The following is an 18,277-nucleotide window of genomic DNA, read 5'->3' as shown; positions in this document are numbered from 1 at the left end:
GGGGCCCGGCTCTCAGCACCCGCCGAGCGCGGCCTGAGCGGCGGCCAGCCGCCGGGCGGCCGGGCGCGGCGAGGCGTCACCGGAGACCTCGTCGGCCCAGGCGAGGAAGCGGCGCAGGTACGGGTCGTCCGCGGCCGCCGCGACCGGTGGGGAGCCGAGGACGGCCAGGCCCAGCCCACCGTCCAGGGTGAGGACCGCGCCCTCGGGGACCGTCCGCCCGCCGACCCGCAGGCAACCGCCCGGGACGTCCACCGTCAGGCCCGCCGCGCCGACCACCGCCGGCCGGCCCATCGACCGCGCGACGACCGCCGCGTGGCTCGCCGGCCCGCCGAGCGCGGTCAGCACGCCCGCGGCGGCGGCCAGGCCGTGCAGGTCCAGCGGCGAAGTCTGCGGCCGCACCAGGACGACCGGACCGTCCACGGCCATCCGGACGGCCGCATCGGCCGTCAGCGCCACCCGCCCGCCTGCCACACCCGGCGAGGCGCCGACCCCGCGGACGAGCAGCCCGGTGTCGTCGGCGAGCGCGATCCGCGGGCTGCCGGCGTCTCGCAGCTGGCCGGGTGCGACCCTGCGCAGCGCCTCGTCCCGGCCGATCACCCCACGGTCGGCGAGGTCGACCGCCACCCTCGCACCGGCGGCGCCCGCGAACCGGCCGGGCCGCATCTGCAACAGCCACAGCCGGCCGGCCTCGAAGGTGAACTCCAGGTAGCAGGCGTCACGGCAGTGCCGCTCACCGCGGTCCAGTGCCTCCAACAGGTCGGCCAGCACCTGCGGCTCCCGCCCGGCCAGGTCGGCGATCGGGCGGACGGCGGCGCCGCCGGAGACGACGTCCTCACCCTGACGGCCGAACAGGAGGTCGCCGTGGGGCACCGGTTCGCCGGTCGCCGGATCCCGGCTGAACGCCACCCCGGTGCCGCTGCGCCGACCGCGGTTGCCGAACACCATCGCCTGGACGGTGACGGCGGTGCCGAGCCCGTCCGGAACACCGTTCAGCGCGCGGTAGGTACGCGCCCGCGGCGAGTCCCAGGAACGGAACACGGCGGCGACCGCCTGCGCCAACTGCTCCCGCGCGTCCTCGACCACCGGCTCGCCGAAGTGCCGGCGCACCGCCTCCGCGGCCGTGGCGAGACGCGCCTCGACGCTGCCGTCGGAGCCCGCAAAGTCGCCCGGTCGGCCCGTGGCTGCGGCCGTGAGCCCGGTGAGCAGCCGGAGCCGGGAGTCGAGGACGAACCGGTCCTCGCCGCTCTCCGCGGCCAGACCCTCGGCCGCGTCGCCGGTCAGCCCGACGTCGAGCACCGTCGCCATCATGCCCGGCATCGGGACGGCGGCACCCGACCGGACGGACACCAGCAGCGGCCGCCGGTGTCCGCCGAAGCACCGCCCGGTGACGGCCTCCAGGCCGGCGACCGCGGCGGCGAGTTCCTCGGACAGCCCGTCCGGGAACCGCCCGTCGCGCAGGAAGGCCCGGCAGGCCGCGGTGCCGATCACGAAGCCCGGCGGGACGGGCAGCCCCAGCCGCAGCAGCGCCACCAGGCCGTGCGCCTTTCCGCCCAGGACGTCCGCCGGCTCCCGGAGGTCCGCCGACAGCGGGTGGATCCACCTCACCGCTGTAGCATACGGGCGTGCCCGACCTGCCCGATCTGCCCCACCGCACCGGCCCCGACCTGCTGGTTCTCCACACGCTCCGCTGCACCGGATTCGCCGGCCTCGGCCGGGCGGCCGAGGCCGCGGGCCTCCCCGAGGCCGACGTGGAGTCGGAGCTGATCGACCTGGCGGTGGCCGGCCTGGTCACCCGGGTCTCCGGCCCGTTCGGCGGCTGGGGCCTGACCGAGGCCGGCCGGGCTGCCGACGCCGAGCGGATCGCCGCCGAACTCGCGGCCTCCGGCACCCGGGCGGCCGTCGCCGACGCGTACCAGCGCTTCCTCGTCCTGAACCCGGAACTCCTCGACCTCTGCACGGCCTGGCAGACCCGCCCGGTCGACGGCGCGATGGCCCTGAACGACCACGCCGACGCCACCTACGACACCCTCGTGCTGACCCGTCTGACCGACCTCGACCGCCGGGCCGACGATGTCTGTGCCGACCTGTCGGCCGCGCTGCACCGCTTCGCCCGCTACCGGCACCGGCTGGCCGGCGCCCTCGGCCGCGCCCACGCGGGGGAGCAGGGCGCCGTCACGGAGAGCACCGACTCGTACCACGCCGTCTGGTTCCAGCTCCACGAGGACCTGCTGGCCACCCTCGGCATCCCCCGCGACTGACTCGCGGCCGGATACGGCACTCAGCGGTCGTCGGCCCAGTCCGCGTCGACCGGCGGGACACCGGTGGCCAGGACGTGGCCGACGATCCGCAGGCCCTCCGGGAGCGGCACGGTCTCCGCGTCGGGGTACTCGTCGCACTGACCGTTCGTCAGGAAGAAGCCGCCGCTCCGCCCCGCGGCCAGCGGGTCAACGGCGTGCCCGCCCGGATCGCCCTCGGGATCGAGCAGCAGCACCATCGCCCGTTCGCCGTTGCTGACGACGCCCAGTGACCGGCCGGAGGAGGCCGCGAGCCAGGTCTCCAGCCGCCCCGCGGCGATCCGCCCGCGCAGCAGGTCGAGCGCTGCCTCGACCGTCGCCGGGGCGGTGCCGTCGTCGAAGACCCAGGACTCGCCCATGCCTTCGACCCTCTCACACGGCGCAGCCGCCTGCGGACCGGCGGCCCGAGGTTCAGGACGACGGCAGTGCCCCGCGGGCGAGCTCCCCGCGGGGCCTGCGGACCGCTCGGTCAGCCGACGGTCCAGCGCTGCAGCGCCGAGCCGGTGTCCGCCTGCTGGGTCACCGCCGCCCCGTCCGAGGCGGAGGCGGTGGTGAGCAGCAGGCCGCTCTTCTGCGAGGCGATCCGGTAGCCGCCGGTGACGGCGGTGACCACCCAGCGCTGGTTGCTGCCGCCGGTGCAGGTCCACTGGATGACCTGGGCACCGGCGGTGGTGGAGCCGCCGCTGACGTCCATGCAGAGGTTCGACTCGCCGTTGGTGATCCGGTAGCTGCCGTCCGCCTGCGCGGTGAAGACCCAGGTCTGGTTCGGGCCGCCGTTGGGTGACCAGGTCACCAACTGGGTGCCGGCGGTGGTCGAGTGGTTCGGGTCGTCGAGCGCCTTGCCGGAGGCGGTCAGGGTGTGGCTGCCCGCGAGCGCCGGATCGATGGCCCAGGTGAAGGAGGTCGAGCCGGTGGCCGTCCCGGACGAAGCGGTGACCGTCACCGTCGACGATCCGGTGGCGGTGGGGGTGCCGGTGACCAGGCCCGAGCCGCTGACGGAGAGCCCGGCCGGCAGACCGGTCGCCGAGAACGTCAGCGCCTTGCCCGCCGAATCGCTCCCGGAGAGCTGCAGCGACACCGCCGCGCCCACCTTCGTGGACTGGTTCCCGGGGGAGGCCACCGTGACGGTCTCCGGCGCCGGCCCGACGGCCGTGAGGGTCAGCGCCTGCTCACCCGCGCTGCGCCCGCCGCCGACGCCGCTGCCGCCGGTGTCCGTCCAGCTGCGGACGGGAGTCGTCTCGGCGAGGCGCCCGGCGGCCGGGGTCAGCCCGAGGACGAGACCGCTGTAGCGGTTGACCAGCTTGACGGTGCCGGTCGCCGCCCCGGCGGCGGTGGTGCCCGGGATCACCCACCACTGCTGGCCGACCGTCGGCCCGTTCGCGGGCGCCGCGGTGGCGGTCGGCTGCGCACCCCAGGCCCGGCCGGACACCGTGGCGGAGTTCACGCCGAGCAGCTGGCCGCTGGAGCCGTTGGCGATCCGGTAGGAGCCGTCGCCGTCGGCCGCGAAGGTCCACGACTCCAGGGCGGAGCCGGTGACGGCGGCCAGCGAGGTGGTCGCGGAGCTGCCGGAGACCTGTGCGAGGACCCGGCCGTTGCCGCCGGCGATCCGGTAGGCCTTGGACGGGTCGACCGGCGGGGCGGCGGGGGCGGAGGAGCCGACCGTGACGTCGACGTACTGGCCGGAGGCCCCGCCGGAGCAGCCGAAGGCACAGTAGGAGCGGAAGGTCCTGCCGGTGATCGTGGAGCTGGTGCGGTTGGCGCCGTCGAGGAACCAGCGGTACCAGGACGCGGTGCGGTAGCCGCCGGTGTCGCCGAGCAGGAACCACTTCTGGGTGGCGAGATTGTCCGTGGCGTAGAACTGCTGCGGGGCGTTGCCGCTCTGGTCGACGGCCTGCGGCTCGCCGATGTACAGCCCGAGGTGGGCGTTCCAGGTGACGTCCATGACGAACAGCGGCGAGGTCGCGGGCATCTTCCCGGCGGCGATCTGCTGCGCGGACGTACCGGTGTTCGCCGGGTCGTACTCGCCCGTCACCGGGGTGTACCCGGTGGTGCTGGAGGAGTCGACGGGCACCATGTTGCTCTCCCGGCCGCCCACCCCGGGTTCCGACCAGGCGCCGTCGTACCACTTCTGCCAGCTGGCGGGCGCCATCTTCGCGGAGAGCGGGGCACGGGCGGCATGCTCGTAGAACGCCTTCCAGCCACCGGACTTGTCGACCACGCGCGAGCCGTAGAAGACGTAGAAGTACCCGGAGGCGGTGTCGACGAACAGCCGCTGGTCGCCGTCGCCGTAGGAGTACGTCTGGTGGGGGAAGGCCGTGGTGTCACCGCGGGTGGTGCTGTACGGCGAGGTGATGACGTGGTCCCGGATCGTCCAGGTCTTCCCCTGGTCGGTGGAGACGGCGTAGTCGATGGCGTCGAAGTGCAGGCCGTCGCCGAAGGGCTGCGGGGTGAACTCGTTGTGCACCAGCCCGTACCAGTCACCGGTGTCCGGGTCGACCCAGACGCCCGCCAGGTCGCAGTAGTTCTTGTGCGCGTATCCGGTGGAGCCGGCCGCGGCGGTCGCCGACAGACCGGTCGGGCTGTTGTTGCACCGCCAGGTGGTGTCGTCGTTCCTGTCGTTGGGGTTCGCCGGGTTCACGGCGTTGCTGACGGCGGACGAGCGGGTCGCGGTGTCGAAGTCCGTTCCGGTGAAGAAGTCCCAGTAGCGGGGGTCGTTCGCGCCGTACAGCGCCGCGGACTGCTGGAACCAGAAGGTGCCGTCCTTGTCGACGTACGGCGCCGCCGGGGTGTCGGTGGGGTGGCCGTACGTCGCCGGTGCACCGACCGAGACCGTGTACGTGGCGCCGGCGGCCGGGGCGGCGGCCGTGGCCGGCGGCGCGGAGGCGGTGGCCAGCGCCAGGGCGGCAGTGGCCAGCCCGGCGGCGAGGATGCTGCGCAGGGGTGTGGGCACGGAGGCTCCTTCCGTGGCGGTGCACGGTGGTGGGGGAGGGATCGGTGGGGGTCGGCGCCGGGGCCCACCCGCGGCGCTGCCGAACACGGATGATGCTCGAAGATGCTCATTATCGACTGCTAGAAAGCAGCTTCGAGCACACCGTGGCAGCGCGCCGACAAGGGTGTCAAGGGTCGCGCCGCCCTTCCCCGCCGCGCACCCCGAAACCCGCCCCACCAGCGACAAAAGTCCAAGTCCTGCTCCACGGCTGTCCTTTGACAGCGCCGCTCGACCCCGTCAGACTCCGTGCGACGGACGTCGGGCCCGGCCGGCCCCGTGACGGAATCCGCCACGTCCGCCACTCGGCGTCGGGGCCGCACCGGGCCGCGGCCGGCCGGCAGTGCCCGCCGTTGGCCGGGGCCGCCCCCGGCCGGACCCGCGCAACACATCTCCGCCGCCCATGCTGAACTTCCTGATCGGGCCGGCCGAACGGTACGACCTGATCGTCGACTTCAGCCGGATGCCGGTCGGCACGAAGATCCAGCCGACGAACCACAACGCCCCGGTCCACTGCCCCGGCGGCGGACCGGAGATCTCCGAGATCACGGAGTTCCGGGTCGTCAGGCGACTCTCCGGAGGCGGCGGCGGGACGACACCGGCCACCGAGCTGCGGCTGCCGACGGTCGCCGCCCTCAGGCCACCCCCTGCACGGTCGTCCGCGCCGACGACCGACGGACCGTCATGTCCGGGCGGTCCGCGACGGCTCAGCGATAGCCGGTGGCGTCGGCGGGCCGGCCCGGGTCCTGGACCTCGACCATGTAGCGCCAGGCGTCCGGGCGGCTGCCGTCGCGGTCGGTGAAACCGTAGACCTGCGCGAGGCCGCCGCTGGAGAGCGACCGGCCGTTCCAGCGGCCCACCTCCGGGTCGGCGGCCAGCGCGGCGACGGCCCGGCCGACGAAGAACGGCGTCTCGGAGATGCAGAAGTGCGGCTGGATCCGCAGGGCGTCGCGCCAGTTTTCCTCCGTCACCCCGAAGTGGCCGAGCATGATCTCCGAGCGCATCCAGCCGGGCGTGAGCGCGACCGCGGTCGCGCCGCGCGGGCCGAGCTCCTCCCCCAGCGCGAAGCCCATCCGCAGCACCGAGGTCTTGGCGAGGTCGTAGAAGAACGAGACCCGGTAGGTGTCGCGGTTGTACTCGGCGGTCCCGTCCGTCACCTCGACCACCAGACCGCCCGGGTGCCGCAGCAGCAGGGGGAGCGCGTGGTGGCTGGTCACCGCATGCGTCTCCACGGCGAGGCGCAGCAGCCGCAAGCCCTTGTCGAGGTCGTGCTCCCACACCGGGGTGTCCCACTGGAAGAGGTTCTCGCCGCCCCAGATGTCGTTCACCAGGATGTCGAGCCGGCCCTGTTCGGCGTCGATGCGGTCCACCAGGCCACGGACCTGAGCGGGCACCAGGTGGTCGGTGGGGACGGCGATCCCCAGCCCACCCGCCGCGGTCACCAGGTCGGCGGTGTCCTCGACGGTCTCGGGACGGTCGTACTCGGACCGCTGGGCGCGGGTGCTGCGGCCGGTCACGTACACCGTGGCCCCCGCCGCCCCGAGTTCCACCGCGATGCCCCGCCCCGCGCCCCGGGTCGCTCCGGCGACCAGGGCGACCTTGCCCTTCAACGCTCCAGCCATGGCCGGAGTCTACGGAGTCCGCAGCGGCCGTGCCGCCGCGCAACGTGCCCCGCCGCCACGGCCCGAAGGGCGTTGCCCGGCCGGCGGACGGGCGCTAGGGTCGGTCGGGTGACTGCCGGGTCGGCCATGGGCCACACACGAGACGGGTACCCGGCCTCGGCTTGAGCACGAGGCGGGGCAGGGCCCCGCCGTTCCTCTCCGCACGTCGTTGCAGCCAACAGGCGAGCGCCCCCGGTGCGCCGCGATCCACGACCCCGGAGAGGGACCACTCATGTCCGACCAGCCTTCCGTCACCACCGTCCAGCTCAACCACACCGCCGTCTACGCCAGCGACCGGCAGACCTCCGCCGATTTCCTCGCCGGCATCCTCGGCCTGCGGGTCGGCGCCCCGTTCGGGCCCTTCCTGCCGGTGGACCTGGGCAACGGCGTGACCCTCGACTACTACGAGAAGCGCGACGCGCCGATCCAGTCCCAGCACTACGCCTTCCTCGTCCCCGACGAGGAGTTCGAGGCCATGATCGCCCGCCTGGAGGCCGGCGGCGTGACCTACTACGCCGATCCGAGCCACACCGTGCCCGGGAGGACCAACGACTGGTTCGGCGGCCGCGGCGCGTACTTCGAGGACCCGGACGGCCACAACATGGAGATCATGACCAGGCCGTACGTCCGCCCCTGAGACCGCGCACACCCGGTCGCCTCGCATCGAGGGGAGCGAGGGGACCGGCCGCCGGTGGCGCCGAGGCGGCCGGGCCCGGCAGCTCCGGCTCGTCGACGGATGCAACCCGCACGTTCCCCGGCCGGCACGCTCCCCGGCTGGCACGCTCCCCGTCCAGCACGCGGGTGCCCCGCCATCGGCCCGATGCTGGATGGCACAGGGCGGTGACGGGCCCGCGAGGCTGCGAGGACGAGGAGCACGGCACGGTGGAGAGCGCACCCGAGCAGGACCGGAGGCGCCGGATCGACGCCGCCCGGCGCGACCGCGTCGTCCGGGCGGCGGCAGCCGCCGGGCTGGTCGGCCCCCGGCACGCCGCGGCGGGCTTCCTGGACGTCGACGGGGTGCGCCGGACGATCGCCGACCTGCATGCCGCGTTCGGCCCGGACGTCCCCGTGCTGCACGCCTTCGCCGTCAAGGCGGCCGCCCTGGTGCCCGTGCTCCGGCTGGTCGCCGACGCTGGCATGGGCTGCGAGGTGGCCAGCCCGGGGGAACTCGCGCTCGCCCGCGCGGCCGGCCTCCCCGCCGACCGGATCGTGCTGGACTCCCCGGCCAAGACCGCCGCCGAACTCGCCGAGGCCGTCGAGCTCGGGGTTGCCGTCAACGCCGACAACCTCCAGGAACTGCAGCGGATCGCGGCCCTGCCGGCCCTCGGCCGCAGCGGTTCCGTGTTCGGGCTGCGGGTCAACCCGCAGGTGGGCGCGGGCACCATCGGGGCGATGAGCACCGCCTCCGAGCACTCCAAGTTCGGGGAGCCGCTGCGCGACCCGGGTGCCCGCGCGCGGGTGCTCGACGCCTTCGACCGGTACCCGTGGCTCACCCGGCTGCACGTCCACGTCGGCTCGCAGGGCTGCTGGCCCGACCTCATCGCCTCCGGCATCCGGGCCACCTGGGAGCTCGCCGAGGAGATCAACCGGCGGGCCGGCCGCCGCCGGGTCACCTCCCTCGACCTCGGCGGCGGACTGCCCGTCAACTTCGCGGACGACGAGGTGCGTCCGAGCCATGCCGAGTACGCGGCCCTGCTGCGCGCGGCCGTGCCGGGCCTGTTCTCCGGCGAGTACACCCTGGTCACCGAGTTCGGCCGCTCCGTGGTCGCGAAGAACGGCTTCACCGCGGCCCGCGTCGAGTACACCAAGGAGGTCGGCGGGCGGCGGATCGCACTCACCCACGCCGGCGCCCACCTCGCCACCCGGACGGTGTTCATGCCCGACGCCTGGCCGCTCCGGGTGGGCGTGCACCGGCCCGACGGCACCCGCCGCGAGGGGCCCGAGGAGATCCAGGACGTCGCCGGGCCCTGCTGCTTCGCCGGCGACGTGGTGGCCCGCGGCCGCGCCCTGCCGCGGATCGAGCCGGGCGACCTGGTCGTTCTGCACGACACCGGCGGCTACTACACCTCCGCCCACTGGGCCTACAACAGCCTGGCCAGGCCCGCCGTGCACGGGTTCACCGCCGCGGACGGCCCCGTCCGGTTCGCCACCGTCCGACCCGAGCAGACGCTGGCGGAGATCGCCGCCGAGGCCGGCGCCGCCCACGCCGACGCCCTGGCCGCGCTCAACCCCACCGGTCCGGGCAACCCCGGTACGGGCGGGGACGACACGGGCGGCGCGGCCGGCTGACCGCGCAGCGGCTCACTCCTCCTCGGCGAAGGTCTCCCGCAGCAGCTTCTCCTGCTCGGCGGACAGGTTCGTCTGGATGAGCTCAGCGTGCTGCCCCTGGAAGGCGGGCGCCACCTTGTCCAGCACGGCGTGTGCGGTGAGCAGGAACAGCGCCGAGGTGCCGGGCGTCACCTTCTCACGCACCTCCTGGATGAACTCGTCGTCGATCCCGACATGGGTGAAGTGCCCGGAGACGGCACCGGTCGCCGCACCCACCGCCATGCCGAGGAGCGGCACGAAGAAGATCATGCCGAGCAGCAGGCCCCAGAAGGTGCCGCCGATCGCGCCCAGCCCGGTCAGATTGGTGAGCTGCTTCGTCTTGGGCTTCTTCCGGCCCTCCGGCCAGCTCACCACCGCGCCGTCCCGGACGGTGATCAACTCCTGGCGCTGCAGGTCCTTGAGGACCTCCAGCGCGTCCTGCGCCCCCTCCGGGGTGGGGAAACGCCACACGGTCAGGCTCGCCATCACCGGCTCCGATCTCCTACGGGCAGACGTTGCCCTCATCCTCGGCCCGCACCGCCCCGGCTGCCCGCCCACACCCGCCGGAGGGGTGAGTACCGGCGTGTCGCCGCACGTCCGGGCCCGGGAGCGGGGAGGGGTCGGAGCGAGGATCGACACGGTCCGGTCGTCGCGGAAGGCCGACCGGGACGGAATCGAGGCGCACCCATGGCAGAAGCAGTGAACGGCCGACGCGGCACGGACGGCGCGGCGAGCGGAGTGGTGGCCGTCGCCGCCGTGCTGCTGCTCGTCTCCGGCGTGCTCAACCTGCTGCGCGCCGTGATGGCGCTGGCCGGCGACCCGGTCTTCATGGCCGTCCCGACGTACACCTTCCGGTTCACACTGACCAGCTGGGGCTGGATCGACCTCGTCCTCGGGGTGGTGGCGATCCTGATCGGCCTGGCCCTCTTCCGCCTCGCCCTGTGGGCCCGGATCGCCGGCGTGGCCGTCGCCTGCCTGATGATCGTCGCCAACTTCCTGTCGATCCCGTACTACCCGCTCTGGTCCCTCGTCGTGATCGCCGCCTGCGTCGTCGTCATCTGGGGCCTGTGCACCGTCCGCCGCACCGGGGCCTGATCCCGCCGCGCCGGCCCCGAGGGGGCCGACGTGAACTGATGATCCGTCAAGTCAGTGCCCCGGTACGGGTTAGACTCCGATCGACCACGAAGGGGGAGCGATGGCGGACAACACGACCACAGCACGGTGGATCCCGCTCGGCGCGGGCGACGAGGAGGGACCGGAGGGGCTCCTCGTCCTGCCGGAGGGGCGGGCGGCCGACGGATCGGTGGTGGTGGCCGGGGAGTTCTTCGGCGTCACCGGCCACCTGAAGGCGGTCTGCGAACGGCTCGCCGCGGCCGGATACGCCGTCCTGGCGCCCGACTTCTACTGGCGCAACGCCCGCCGCGCCGGCTTCGGCCACGACGAGGCGGGCCGGGCGGAGGGCCGCCGGCTGATGACCGCGCTGCGCCGGGACGAGGTGCTCGCCGATCTCGCCGCGGCCCGGTCCACGGCGCGGGAGTTCGGCGGGCCGGGCGGCACCGCGATGCTCGGCTTCAGCCTGGGCGGGCACATCGCCGTCCTCGGTGCCACGGCGTTCCCGTTCGACCTGGTCGTCAGCTACTACGGCGGCTGGCTGCTCGACGGCGGCATCCCGCTGGCCGACCCGCGGCCCCCGGTCGCCGACAGCACGGCGATCGCCGCGAACACCGGTTTCCTGCTGGGGTTCTTCGGCGCCGACGACTTCGTGATGTCGCTCGACGAGTGGCACCGCGTCGGCGAGCACCTGCACGCGGCCGGCGTCCCCCACGAGCAGGTCACCTATCAGGGCGTGGGCCACGGCTTCTTCAACGACGAACGCCCCGACACCTACGACGAGAAGTCCGCCGCCGACGCCTGGCGACGCACCCTCGACGCCCTCGCCCAACACGTCCGCCGGGGTTAGCCGCCCGTCCGTCGCGGGCAGCGGGGCCGCTCGCCGGGTTACGCCTCGGCATCGCCCGTGTGCTCGGCGGCCGGGAGGTGTTCGCGGGCGAGGACGCCCATCTGGAGGTGGTCCTGCCAGCGGCCGTGGCGGAAGACGGCCTCGCGGCGGCGGCCCTCCTCGGTGAAGCCGGCCTTGCGGTAGGCGGCGACGGCGGGTGCGTTGCCGGCGAGGACGGTCAGTTCGATGCGGTGCAGGCCGAGTTCGGCGAATCCGTAGTCGAGGAGGGTGCGGACGGCGTCGGTGCCGAGGCCTCGGCCCTGGTGGGGTGCGCCGAGGACGACCGCGAGGGTGGCGCAGCGGTCCTTGGGATCGGCGCCGTAGAGCGTGACGTGGCCGACGAGTTCGTCGCGGTCGAGGGTGACGACGGAGAGGCCGACGTTGCAGCCGGTGTTCTGGCTCCAGGAGCGGAACATGGCGGCGACGTCGGCACCGGGCCGGGGATGGACCGGCCCGGTGACCTGCCGCACCGCGGTGGCCGGGTCGTTCCACCAGGTGACGAGCCGGTCGAGGTCCTCCTCGCGGAGTTCGCGCAGGCGCACGAGCCGACCGGTGAGCGGCGGGGGAGTCACGAGGGCCTCCTGGTGGCGGGCGGTGATCTTCTTCGCCGGATGGTAGCCGCCCGCCCGCGAGGTCGGCGCGCCGCGGTGGACCCGGCCGGTCCCGGCGGCAGGGCGTCGAGGCTCTCGCGGGGGCGGACGGCGGGAGTGGCGCGATGGCGGAGGCCGAGCGCCTTGGTGGCGGTGTGACGGCCGGCGGCTCCGGCGGTGCCGAGGGTGGTGCGGTGCATGGTCGGGGTGCTCCCGGGCGGTCAGTCGGCGGCGCGGGTGAGCTCCGCGGGCCGGAGGGCGGGCGCAGGGGTCGGCGCGGTGGGCCGGCGGCGCAGCTGGGCGAGGACGACCGAGCCGATGGCGAGCAGGGCGCCGAGCAGTTGCAGGACGGTGAGTCCCTGGCCGAGCACCAGCCAGCCGAGAGCCGTGGCGACCAGCGGGCTCAGCAGCCCGAGGAAGGTGACCTGGGTGGGGGAGAGCGCGGCGATGCCGCGGAACCACAGGGCGTACGCCACGGCGGCGCCGATGATGCCGAGGTAGGCGTAGCCCGCGAGGTTGCGGGTGGTGAGGTCGGCGGGCGGCGGGCCTTCGGCGAGCACGGCGACCGGGAGGAGCAGCAGTCCGCCGGCGACGAGCTGCCAGCCGGTGACGGCGAGCAGCCCGGCGGGTGGCGCCCACCGCTTGCTGAGCACCACACCGGAGGCCATGACGGCCGCGCCGCCGAGGGCGGCGGCGATGCCGACGGCGTCCGGCCGGGCCTCGGCGCGGAGCACCATGAGGGTGACGCCGGCGATCCCGCCGAGTGCGGCGGCGACCGTGCGGGCGGTGAGGCGTTCGCCGAGGAGGAGGGCGGAGAGCCCGGCCACCAGCAACGGTTGGACGGAGCCGACGGTGGCGGCGAGTCCGCCGGGCAGCCGGTAGGCGGCGACGAAGAGCAGAGCGAGGAAGATGCCGATGTTGAGGGCGCCGAGCACGAGCGAGCGCCACCACCAACTGCCGCTCGGCAGACGGCGGGTGAGCAGGACCAGGAGCAGGCCTGCGGGGAGCGCCCGGAGCATGGCGGCGGTCAGCGGGCGGTCGGGCGGTAGGAACTCGGTGGTGACGAGGTAGGTGGAGCCCCAGACGGCCGGGGCGAGTGCGGTCAGCAGGAGGACGGTCAGCCGTCGATTTCTTAGCACTAAGACAATGTATCTCACCTCTAAGAGACCCGCTAGGCTGTTTCCATGGCAGACCACGTCGACACAGTCCTCGCACAGTGGGCCCGGCAGCGCCCCGATCTGGACGTCTCCCCGATGGCCGTGATCGGGCGGCTCAAGCGCGTCGTGGCCGCCCTGGAACCCGAGATGCGGCGCACCTTCGCCGCGCACGGCCTCGACGCGGCCTCCTTCGACGTCCTCGCCACCCTGCGGCGCAACGGCCCGGACCGTCCGCTCACCCCCGCCGAGCTGATGCGCTCCGCGATGGTCACCTCCGGCGCCATCACCCAGCGGCTCGACCGGCTCCAGGCCAACGGCCTCGTCACCCGCAGCCCCAGCCCCACCGACGGCCGGGTCGTCCTGGTCTCCCTCACCGACGAGGGACTCGCCCTCATCGACGGCGCCCTGCCCGACCACCTCGCCACCGAGGAACGCCTGCTCGCCGGACTCGACCCCGCCGCCCGGGACGGCCTGGCCGCCACCCTGCGGACCCTGCTGGAGACCCTGGAGGGCACGCCCCGCTAGGCGATGTCGTCCGACCGTGAGGCGCTGGTGTCCGGCCGTGGTCCTCCGGGAGGACTACGTCCAAGGCCGCGGCTCGTCTGCGCCTGGGGCCCGAGGCCGCGGCTCGTCTGCGCCTGGGGCCCGACGCCTGTGCGCGGGGCGCCGGCACACCGTGCTGCCCGACTCCGAATCGTCCGTACAAGGGGAGAGAGCATGAGCACCGCTGCACCGGTATCGCTGGTCACGGGCGGCAACAGGGGAATCGGCCGCGAGACCGCGCGCCAGCTCGCCGGACTCGGTCACGCCGTCCTGCTGTCCGCCCGACATCCGGAGGACGCCGAACGGGCCGTCGCCGATCTGGCCCCCGGAGTGCCCGGCACGCTGCTGCCGTGCCGGCTGGATGTGACCGACGCCGACGACGTCCGCACCCTCGCCCGTCGCGTGGAAGAGGAGTTCGGGCACCTCGATGTCCTCGTCAACAACGCGGCCATCAACTACGACACCGCCCGTCGAGCCGCTTCCGTCGACCTCGATGAGGTCCGCCAGACCCTGGAGACCAACCTTTTCGGCGCCTGGCGGACCACGCAGGCGTTTCTGCCGCTGCTCCGCCGTTCACCCCACCCCCGTGTGGTGAACGTCTCCAGCGAATCCGGCTCCCTGGCGCTCATGTCCGGCGGCACTCCTGCCTATGGAGTCTCGAAGGCCGCCCTCAACGCCCTGACCCGCAAGCTCGCCGACGAACTCAGCGCCGAGCGGATTCTGGTGAACGCCGTCTGTCCGGGATGGATCGCCACCGACATGGGCGGCCCGGGCGGCGGCCCCGTCGACCAGGGCGCCGCCGGCGTCGTCTGGGCCGCTACCCTGCCCGACTCCGGTCCCACCGGCGGCTTCTTCCGGAATGGCCAACCCCTGGCCTGGTGAAGGATTTCCTTCGGGTCGTCTCGCCGACCACATGAAGATCGCGGCCTTGTGGACGGCGGCGGTCTTGTCGAAGCGGGTGGCCGGTCCGCGCCACTGCTTGCTCTTGTTGATGCGGCGTTCGACCGTGTTGCGCTGCTGGTAGACCTCGCGGTCGAAGGCCGGCGGGCGGCCGCCGAGCCGGCCGAGTCACTTGCGGCAGGTCCGTCCACGGTGTCCCGGTGCGATGCTTGAACGTGATCCCCGGTCCTGCTCGGCCCCCGGATCGGCCCGTCCCCTAGAGTGGCGGCCCATGTCGACCGGCACCCTCCTCGTGGACACCGCCGTGGCCGGATCGGTTGCGGCCGCACTGTGGCAGGCCCCGCGGGTGCTGCGCCGCGCCGCGCCGCCCGGAGGCGCCAACGACCGGCGCGGCGCCACCCCGGAGGCCGCGCTGACGGCCGTCACCGCGCTGATCCACCTCAACCAGCTCTTGGTCACCGTCTACCTGCTGCAGGTGCACGGCGGTGACGCCTCGTTCGTCGCCCGCCTGCTGCCGCCCGGATGGTTCGACCTCGCCGACGGCCCGGCCGTGCGCGAACTCGCCGCCCACGTGCCCGCGCCCGAACTCCTCGCCCCCAGCCTGTTCCGTGCCCCGGCCCTGCTCGAACTGCCCTTCGTCCTCCTGGTGTTCCTGTCCGTCCTGCGCCGACTCGACCCGGCCGCCTACCGGCAGGCGGCACTCTCGCCGATGCTCGGCCTCGCCGCCGCCTCGTACACCGCCGTCTTCTGCACCGTCGAATGGCAGTTGCGCACACCGTGGACGGAACAGGACATCGCGCTCCGCCTGCTCTCCGCCGTGCTCACCCCGCCCGCCGTCGCCGCCCTCGTCCGGCGGGACGCGCGTGCCGCCCGCGCGCCCTCGGGGCCGCCGGGCACCGCGGGCCTGCTGCTCTTCGCCGTCGAGCTCGCGGCCCTCGGCCACCTCGTCCTCACGGTGTACGACACGGCGCTGCTCTACAACCTCGGCCGGCTGCCCGAGCGGCTCCCCGGTGCGGCTGCGGCAGTCGCGCTGCTCGCGGCCACGGCGCTGCTGCGCCGCCGGTTCCCGGCCGCCGCCGGCCCTGCGGCAGGGCCGGCCACCGGGATGCTCGCGGACGGACTGCGGCGGTCCCTGGTGCTGTTCTTCGTCCCGGCGCTGGCGATCCGGTACGGCGTCAACTTCGGTACCCCGCTGCTTGCCGCCGCGGCCGGGCTCCTCGTCCTGCTCGCGGCCGCCGTTCCGGTCCTGGCCGTGCGCCCCCGTACTGCCGCGCTCGCCCTGGCGCCGGCCGCCCTCGCCGCCCTGCTCGCGGCCGCCGCGGCGGTACGCCTGACGGCCGGCGCCCACTACGAGACGGCGCTGCTCGGCGCAGCCGTCGCCAGCCTGGCCGCAGCCGTGCTGACCTGCGGCCTGGCCGATCGGCTCACCCGCCCCGGCGGTGGCGGGCCGAGGGGGCTGAGCCCAGGTGCGGGCTCAGCCCAGTGAGCCCGTGTGGGGGTCGCGGTCGGTGAGGCAGTAGGTGCCGCCGGCCGGGTCGCGCATCACCGTCCAGTGGCCGTGCTCGGCGACGAGGACGGCGCCGAGCTTCTCGTGGTCGAGGCGGGCGGCGGCCCGGTCGGCGCAGGCGAAGTCCAGGTGGGCGCCGGCCGGCCGCGGGTCGTCGAGCCGGTGCAGCAGGATCCGGACGGGCAGCTCCGCGGGCGGCCTGACCACCCGGAACTCAGGCCGTGAGCCGGTGAGCACCGGCCAGCCGGTCAGCCCGCCCCAGAACGCCGCCTCGGCCTCGAACGCCTCGCCGGGGACGTCGAGGGCGACCTGGTCGAGCCGTGCGGCCGCGAAGACCGGCGGGCGGCGGGACTCGCCGTGCCAGGGCACCGCGCAGAACAACTGCCCGGCGGGGGAGGCGAGGACCACCAGGCCCGCCTCCTCCGCGACCACCGAGGCGCCCAGCCGTACGGCATGCTCGGTCAGCGCCCGGACGTCCTCGACCGCCAGGTCCAGGTGGGCGCCGCCGGCACCGTCGGCCACGCCCTGGAGCTTCAGGCAGGCATCCGTCCCCTGGCTCAGCAGAGTGGCGAACTCGCCGTCCGCACCTCGCGGTTGCGACAGCGCCGTCCCGGTGGCCGCCGTCCAGAAACCGGCGGCCTGCTCGAACCGCTCCCGCGGCCGGTCCACGAACGCGTACACCCAGCGGATCATCCCTGCTCCCGTCGTTCCGACTGCTGCTCCGATCGACCGTGCGGGGACATCGTGCTGGTTGCGGGCCGCAGCGCACAAAGGGGTTTGCCGATCACCCGCCTGCCGCCGGTCCGCCCACCGCCGACCCGACCGGGAGCGTCCACCACGCCCCGGGCCACCACGGCGATCGAGCTCACCTCGTCGCCGGCCCGGCCCCACGGACCGTGCTCCACCAGCACCGTCCGCTCGCCGAGCAGCCGCAGGCTCGTGCGGTCGACGCCCCACTCACGGCGCTCGCCGCCGCGCACCCGGCCGGCCGGCCGGCACGGGGCGGCGCCCGCCGCCGACGGGGCCACCGCGGTACGCAACAGGTCGCCGAACGCGGCGAAGGCCTCCTGGTCCGTCCCGGTGGTGGAGCCCGAGCCCGCGCCGTGGTCGCGGTCGGCCTCGGCGCGCAGCTCCGCGAGCCGGGCGGCCGGATCGGTCGGCAGGGCGCAGAGCAGCGCGTAGGTGGGGGAGTTGACCGTGCCACGGCCCGGTGCAGGCGTCTGCCGCTCGCCGGCCGCGGTCCGGCGCAGGGACGGCCGACTGCCGTCCACGGCCGTCCGCGCCTCGGCGGACTCGTCGACCGTCCCGCGCTGCACCGCCCCGCCGCGGCCCTCGCTCAGTGAGGCGCTGTGCCCCACCGTCCGCACAGAGGTGTACTGGGCGGGGCGTGCGGCGCCCGGGGGCCCGGACCAGGCGGCCAGCGCCGCCCGTTCGAGCCCCCTCACCGGGCATGAACGACTCCACGCCCGGTCAGTGTCCGCAGCCGCGGCCCGGTACCCGTGTTCCTCCGAGAAGTCCTGGCGGGTGGGCGCCGGGTGTCACTGGGTGGCGGTGACGATGCAGCGCTTCAGCTCCGCGACGGCGTCCCGGTCGCCCTCGACGGTCAGGCCGGGCGCCGGGTCACCGTCCTGCCGGTTCCACACCCAGCGCAGCACGGCCGCGGGCGGACCGCTCACGATGACGTCCGGCGGGTCGCCGGCCGTCCCGTCCTCGACGGTGAACAGGCCGGGGCCGGACCGCACCCGCCAGGTGGCCCCCACGGTCCGCACCTCGTAGCTGCGGCCGGGCGAAGCGTCCAGGACCTCGGTGAAGTAGTCGCCCCATTCGGCGACGCTGTAGGCCACGAAGACCTTGAGCAGCTCGTCGATGCCGTCCACCGCGAGGTCCTGCGGGACGGGGGCGACCCGCTGCCCGGCGCCGAGTTCGGCGTCGATCCGGTGGATCACCGTCTCCTGAGCCATCCGCCGGATCCAGAAGCCCACCGACCTGTCCGGCGTGTACCACGAGCCGGCCGGGTCCTCGGGGCGGCGGGCGGCGAACTCCGCCAGCAGGCCCTGGTACGCCCGGTCGAGGAGCGCGAGCGGCTCCTCCTCGTCCAACCCCTTCGGCGGCCACTGCTCGGGTTCGGCGCCCTCCCGCATCGCCGCGATCTTGTGCAGGTACACGGCGCCGACGTGCCGGGCCAGGTCGGTGACCGTCCACCCCGGGCAGGTCGGCACCGCCGCGGCGGGGGCGATCGGCACCACGGACCGCAGCCGGGCGAAGTCGGCCGCGAGGCATTCCAGGTATCGCGCGTTGTCCATGACGACAGTTCAGCACGGACCGCCGCCCCA

General features: G+C 74.5%; 18 protein-coding genes. 8 read left to right on the top strand and 10 right to left on the bottom strand.

Going from position 1 to position 18,277, the window contains the following annotated elements:
• Positions 1-12: 12 nt before the first annotated feature.
• The gene (locus tag KSNIM_RS02640) at positions 13-1,605 is read right to left on the bottom strand and encodes a PEP/pyruvate-binding domain-containing protein (protein WP_263101572.1); all 1,593 of its coding nucleotides are present in this window, start codon (positions 1,603-1,605) and stop codon (positions 13-15) included.
• Between the two features lie 17 nt (positions 1,606-1,622).
• Between KSNIM_RS02640 and KSNIM_RS02635 the strand changes: the two genes are divergently transcribed.
• Positions 1,623-2,258 carry a transcriptional regulator gene (locus KSNIM_RS02635; protein WP_263101571.1) on the top strand — a complete coding sequence of 212 codons (636 nt, stop codon included), beginning with the start codon at positions 1,623-1,625 and terminating at the stop codon, positions 2,256-2,258.
• 20 nt (positions 2,259-2,278) lie between these two features.
• Here the strand turns inward: KSNIM_RS02635 and KSNIM_RS02630 are convergent, their stop codons facing one another.
• From KSNIM_RS02630 to KSNIM_RS02620, 3 genes are all read right to left on the bottom strand, one after another.
• The gene (locus tag KSNIM_RS02630) at positions 2,279-2,653 is read right to left on the bottom strand and encodes a hypothetical protein (protein ID WP_263101570.1); all 375 of its coding nucleotides are present in this window, start codon (positions 2,651-2,653) and stop codon (positions 2,279-2,281) included.
• Between the two features lie 110 nt (positions 2,654-2,763).
• Entirely contained in the window at positions 2,764-5,244 is a 2,481-nt protein-coding gene (locus tag KSNIM_RS02625; protein WP_263101569.1) for an RICIN domain-containing protein, read from the bottom strand.
• A 743-nt stretch (positions 5,245-5,987) separates the two neighbouring features.
• Positions 5,988-6,902, bottom strand: a complete 915-nt coding sequence (locus KSNIM_RS02620) for an SDR family oxidoreductase (protein ID WP_263101568.1) — start codon at positions 6,900-6,902, stop codon at positions 5,988-5,990.
• Positions 6,903-7,173: 271 nt separating this feature from the next.
• Between KSNIM_RS02620 and KSNIM_RS02615 the strand changes: the two genes are divergently transcribed.
• Positions 7,174-7,578, top strand: coding sequence for a VOC family protein (locus tag KSNIM_RS02615; RefSeq protein WP_263101567.1), 405 nt, complete (start codon positions 7,174-7,176; stop codon positions 7,576-7,578).
• Positions 7,579-7,823: 245 nt separating this feature from the next.
• Complete coding sequence (locus tag KSNIM_RS02610; protein WP_263107804.1) at positions 7,824-9,230, top strand: diaminopimelate decarboxylase; 1,407 nt, start codon at positions 7,824-7,826, stop codon at positions 9,228-9,230.
• Positions 9,231-9,242: 12 nt separating this feature from the next.
• Here KSNIM_RS02610 and KSNIM_RS02605 read toward each other — a convergent pair whose 3' ends face one another.
• A complete protein-coding gene (locus KSNIM_RS02605) occupies positions 9,243-9,734 on the bottom strand; it encodes a DUF1269 domain-containing protein (RefSeq protein ID WP_263101566.1) in 492 nt (163 codons plus the stop codon).
• Between the two features lie 201 nt (positions 9,735-9,935).
• On the opposite strand from KSNIM_RS02605, the gene KSNIM_RS02600 reads away from it, so the two are divergent.
• A complete protein-coding gene (locus KSNIM_RS02600) occupies positions 9,936-10,343 on the top strand; it encodes a hypothetical protein (protein ID WP_263101565.1) in 408 nt (135 codons plus the stop codon).
• Positions 10,344-10,443: 100 nt separating this feature from the next.
• A complete protein-coding gene (locus tag KSNIM_RS02595) occupies positions 10,444-11,208 on the top strand; it encodes a dienelactone hydrolase family protein (protein ID WP_263101564.1) in 765 nt (254 codons plus the stop codon).
• 38 nt (positions 11,209-11,246) lie between these two features.
• On the opposite strand, the gene KSNIM_RS02590 is transcribed toward KSNIM_RS02595, so the two are convergent.
• The gene (locus KSNIM_RS02590; protein ID WP_263101563.1) at positions 11,247-11,819 is read right to left on the bottom strand and encodes a GNAT family N-acetyltransferase; all 573 of its coding nucleotides are present in this window, start codon (positions 11,817-11,819) and stop codon (positions 11,247-11,249) included.
• 239 nt (positions 11,820-12,058) lie between these two features.
• Positions 12,059-12,976, bottom strand: a complete 918-nt coding sequence (locus KSNIM_RS02585; RefSeq protein WP_263101562.1) for an EamA family transporter — start codon at positions 12,974-12,976, stop codon at positions 12,059-12,061.
• Positions 12,977-13,021: 45 nt separating this feature from the next.
• Here KSNIM_RS02585 and KSNIM_RS02580 point away from each other — a divergent pair, with 45 nt between their 5' ends.
• From KSNIM_RS02580 to KSNIM_RS02565, 3 genes are all read left to right on the top strand, one after another.
• Entirely contained in the window at positions 13,022-13,519 is a 498-nt protein-coding gene (locus tag KSNIM_RS02580; RefSeq protein WP_263101561.1) for a MarR family winged helix-turn-helix transcriptional regulator, read from the top strand.
• Between the two features lie 192 nt (positions 13,520-13,711).
• Entirely contained in the window at positions 13,712-14,419 is a 708-nt protein-coding gene (locus KSNIM_RS02575) for an SDR family oxidoreductase (protein WP_263101559.1), read from the top strand.
• 289 nt (positions 14,420-14,708) lie between these two features.
• Positions 14,709-15,923 (top strand): hypothetical protein, encoded by a 1,215-nt coding sequence (locus KSNIM_RS02565; RefSeq protein WP_263101558.1) that lies wholly within the window; start codon positions 14,709-14,711, stop codon positions 15,921-15,923.
• Here the strand turns inward: KSNIM_RS02565 and KSNIM_RS02560 are convergent.
• From KSNIM_RS02560 to KSNIM_RS02550, 3 genes are all read right to left on the bottom strand, one after another.
• A complete protein-coding gene (locus KSNIM_RS02560) occupies positions 15,912-16,637 on the bottom strand; it encodes a VOC family protein (RefSeq protein ID WP_263101557.1) in 726 nt (241 codons plus the stop codon). The two genes, KSNIM_RS02565 and KSNIM_RS02560, sit on opposite strands and share 12 nt — an antisense overlap.
• Entirely contained in the window at positions 16,634-17,389 is a 756-nt protein-coding gene (locus KSNIM_RS02555) for a hypothetical protein (protein ID WP_263101556.1), read from the bottom strand. The genes KSNIM_RS02560 and KSNIM_RS02555 overlap by 4 nt, the downstream gene beginning before the upstream one ends.
• 93 nt (positions 17,390-17,482) lie before the next feature.
• Complete coding sequence (locus KSNIM_RS02550; protein ID WP_263101555.1) at positions 17,483-18,247, bottom strand: maleylpyruvate isomerase family mycothiol-dependent enzyme; 765 nt, start codon at positions 18,245-18,247, stop codon at positions 17,483-17,485.
• Positions 18,248-18,277: the final 30 nt, after the last annotated feature.

It is taken from the genome of Kitasatospora sp. DSM 101779 (assembly GCF_025655475.1).
Lineage (GTDB): Bacteria > Actinomycetota > Actinomycetes > Streptomycetales > Streptomycetaceae > Kitasatospora.
The sequence above is the reverse complement of the archived record's forward strand: the minus strand, read 5'-3'. Positions and strand labels throughout refer to the sequence as shown.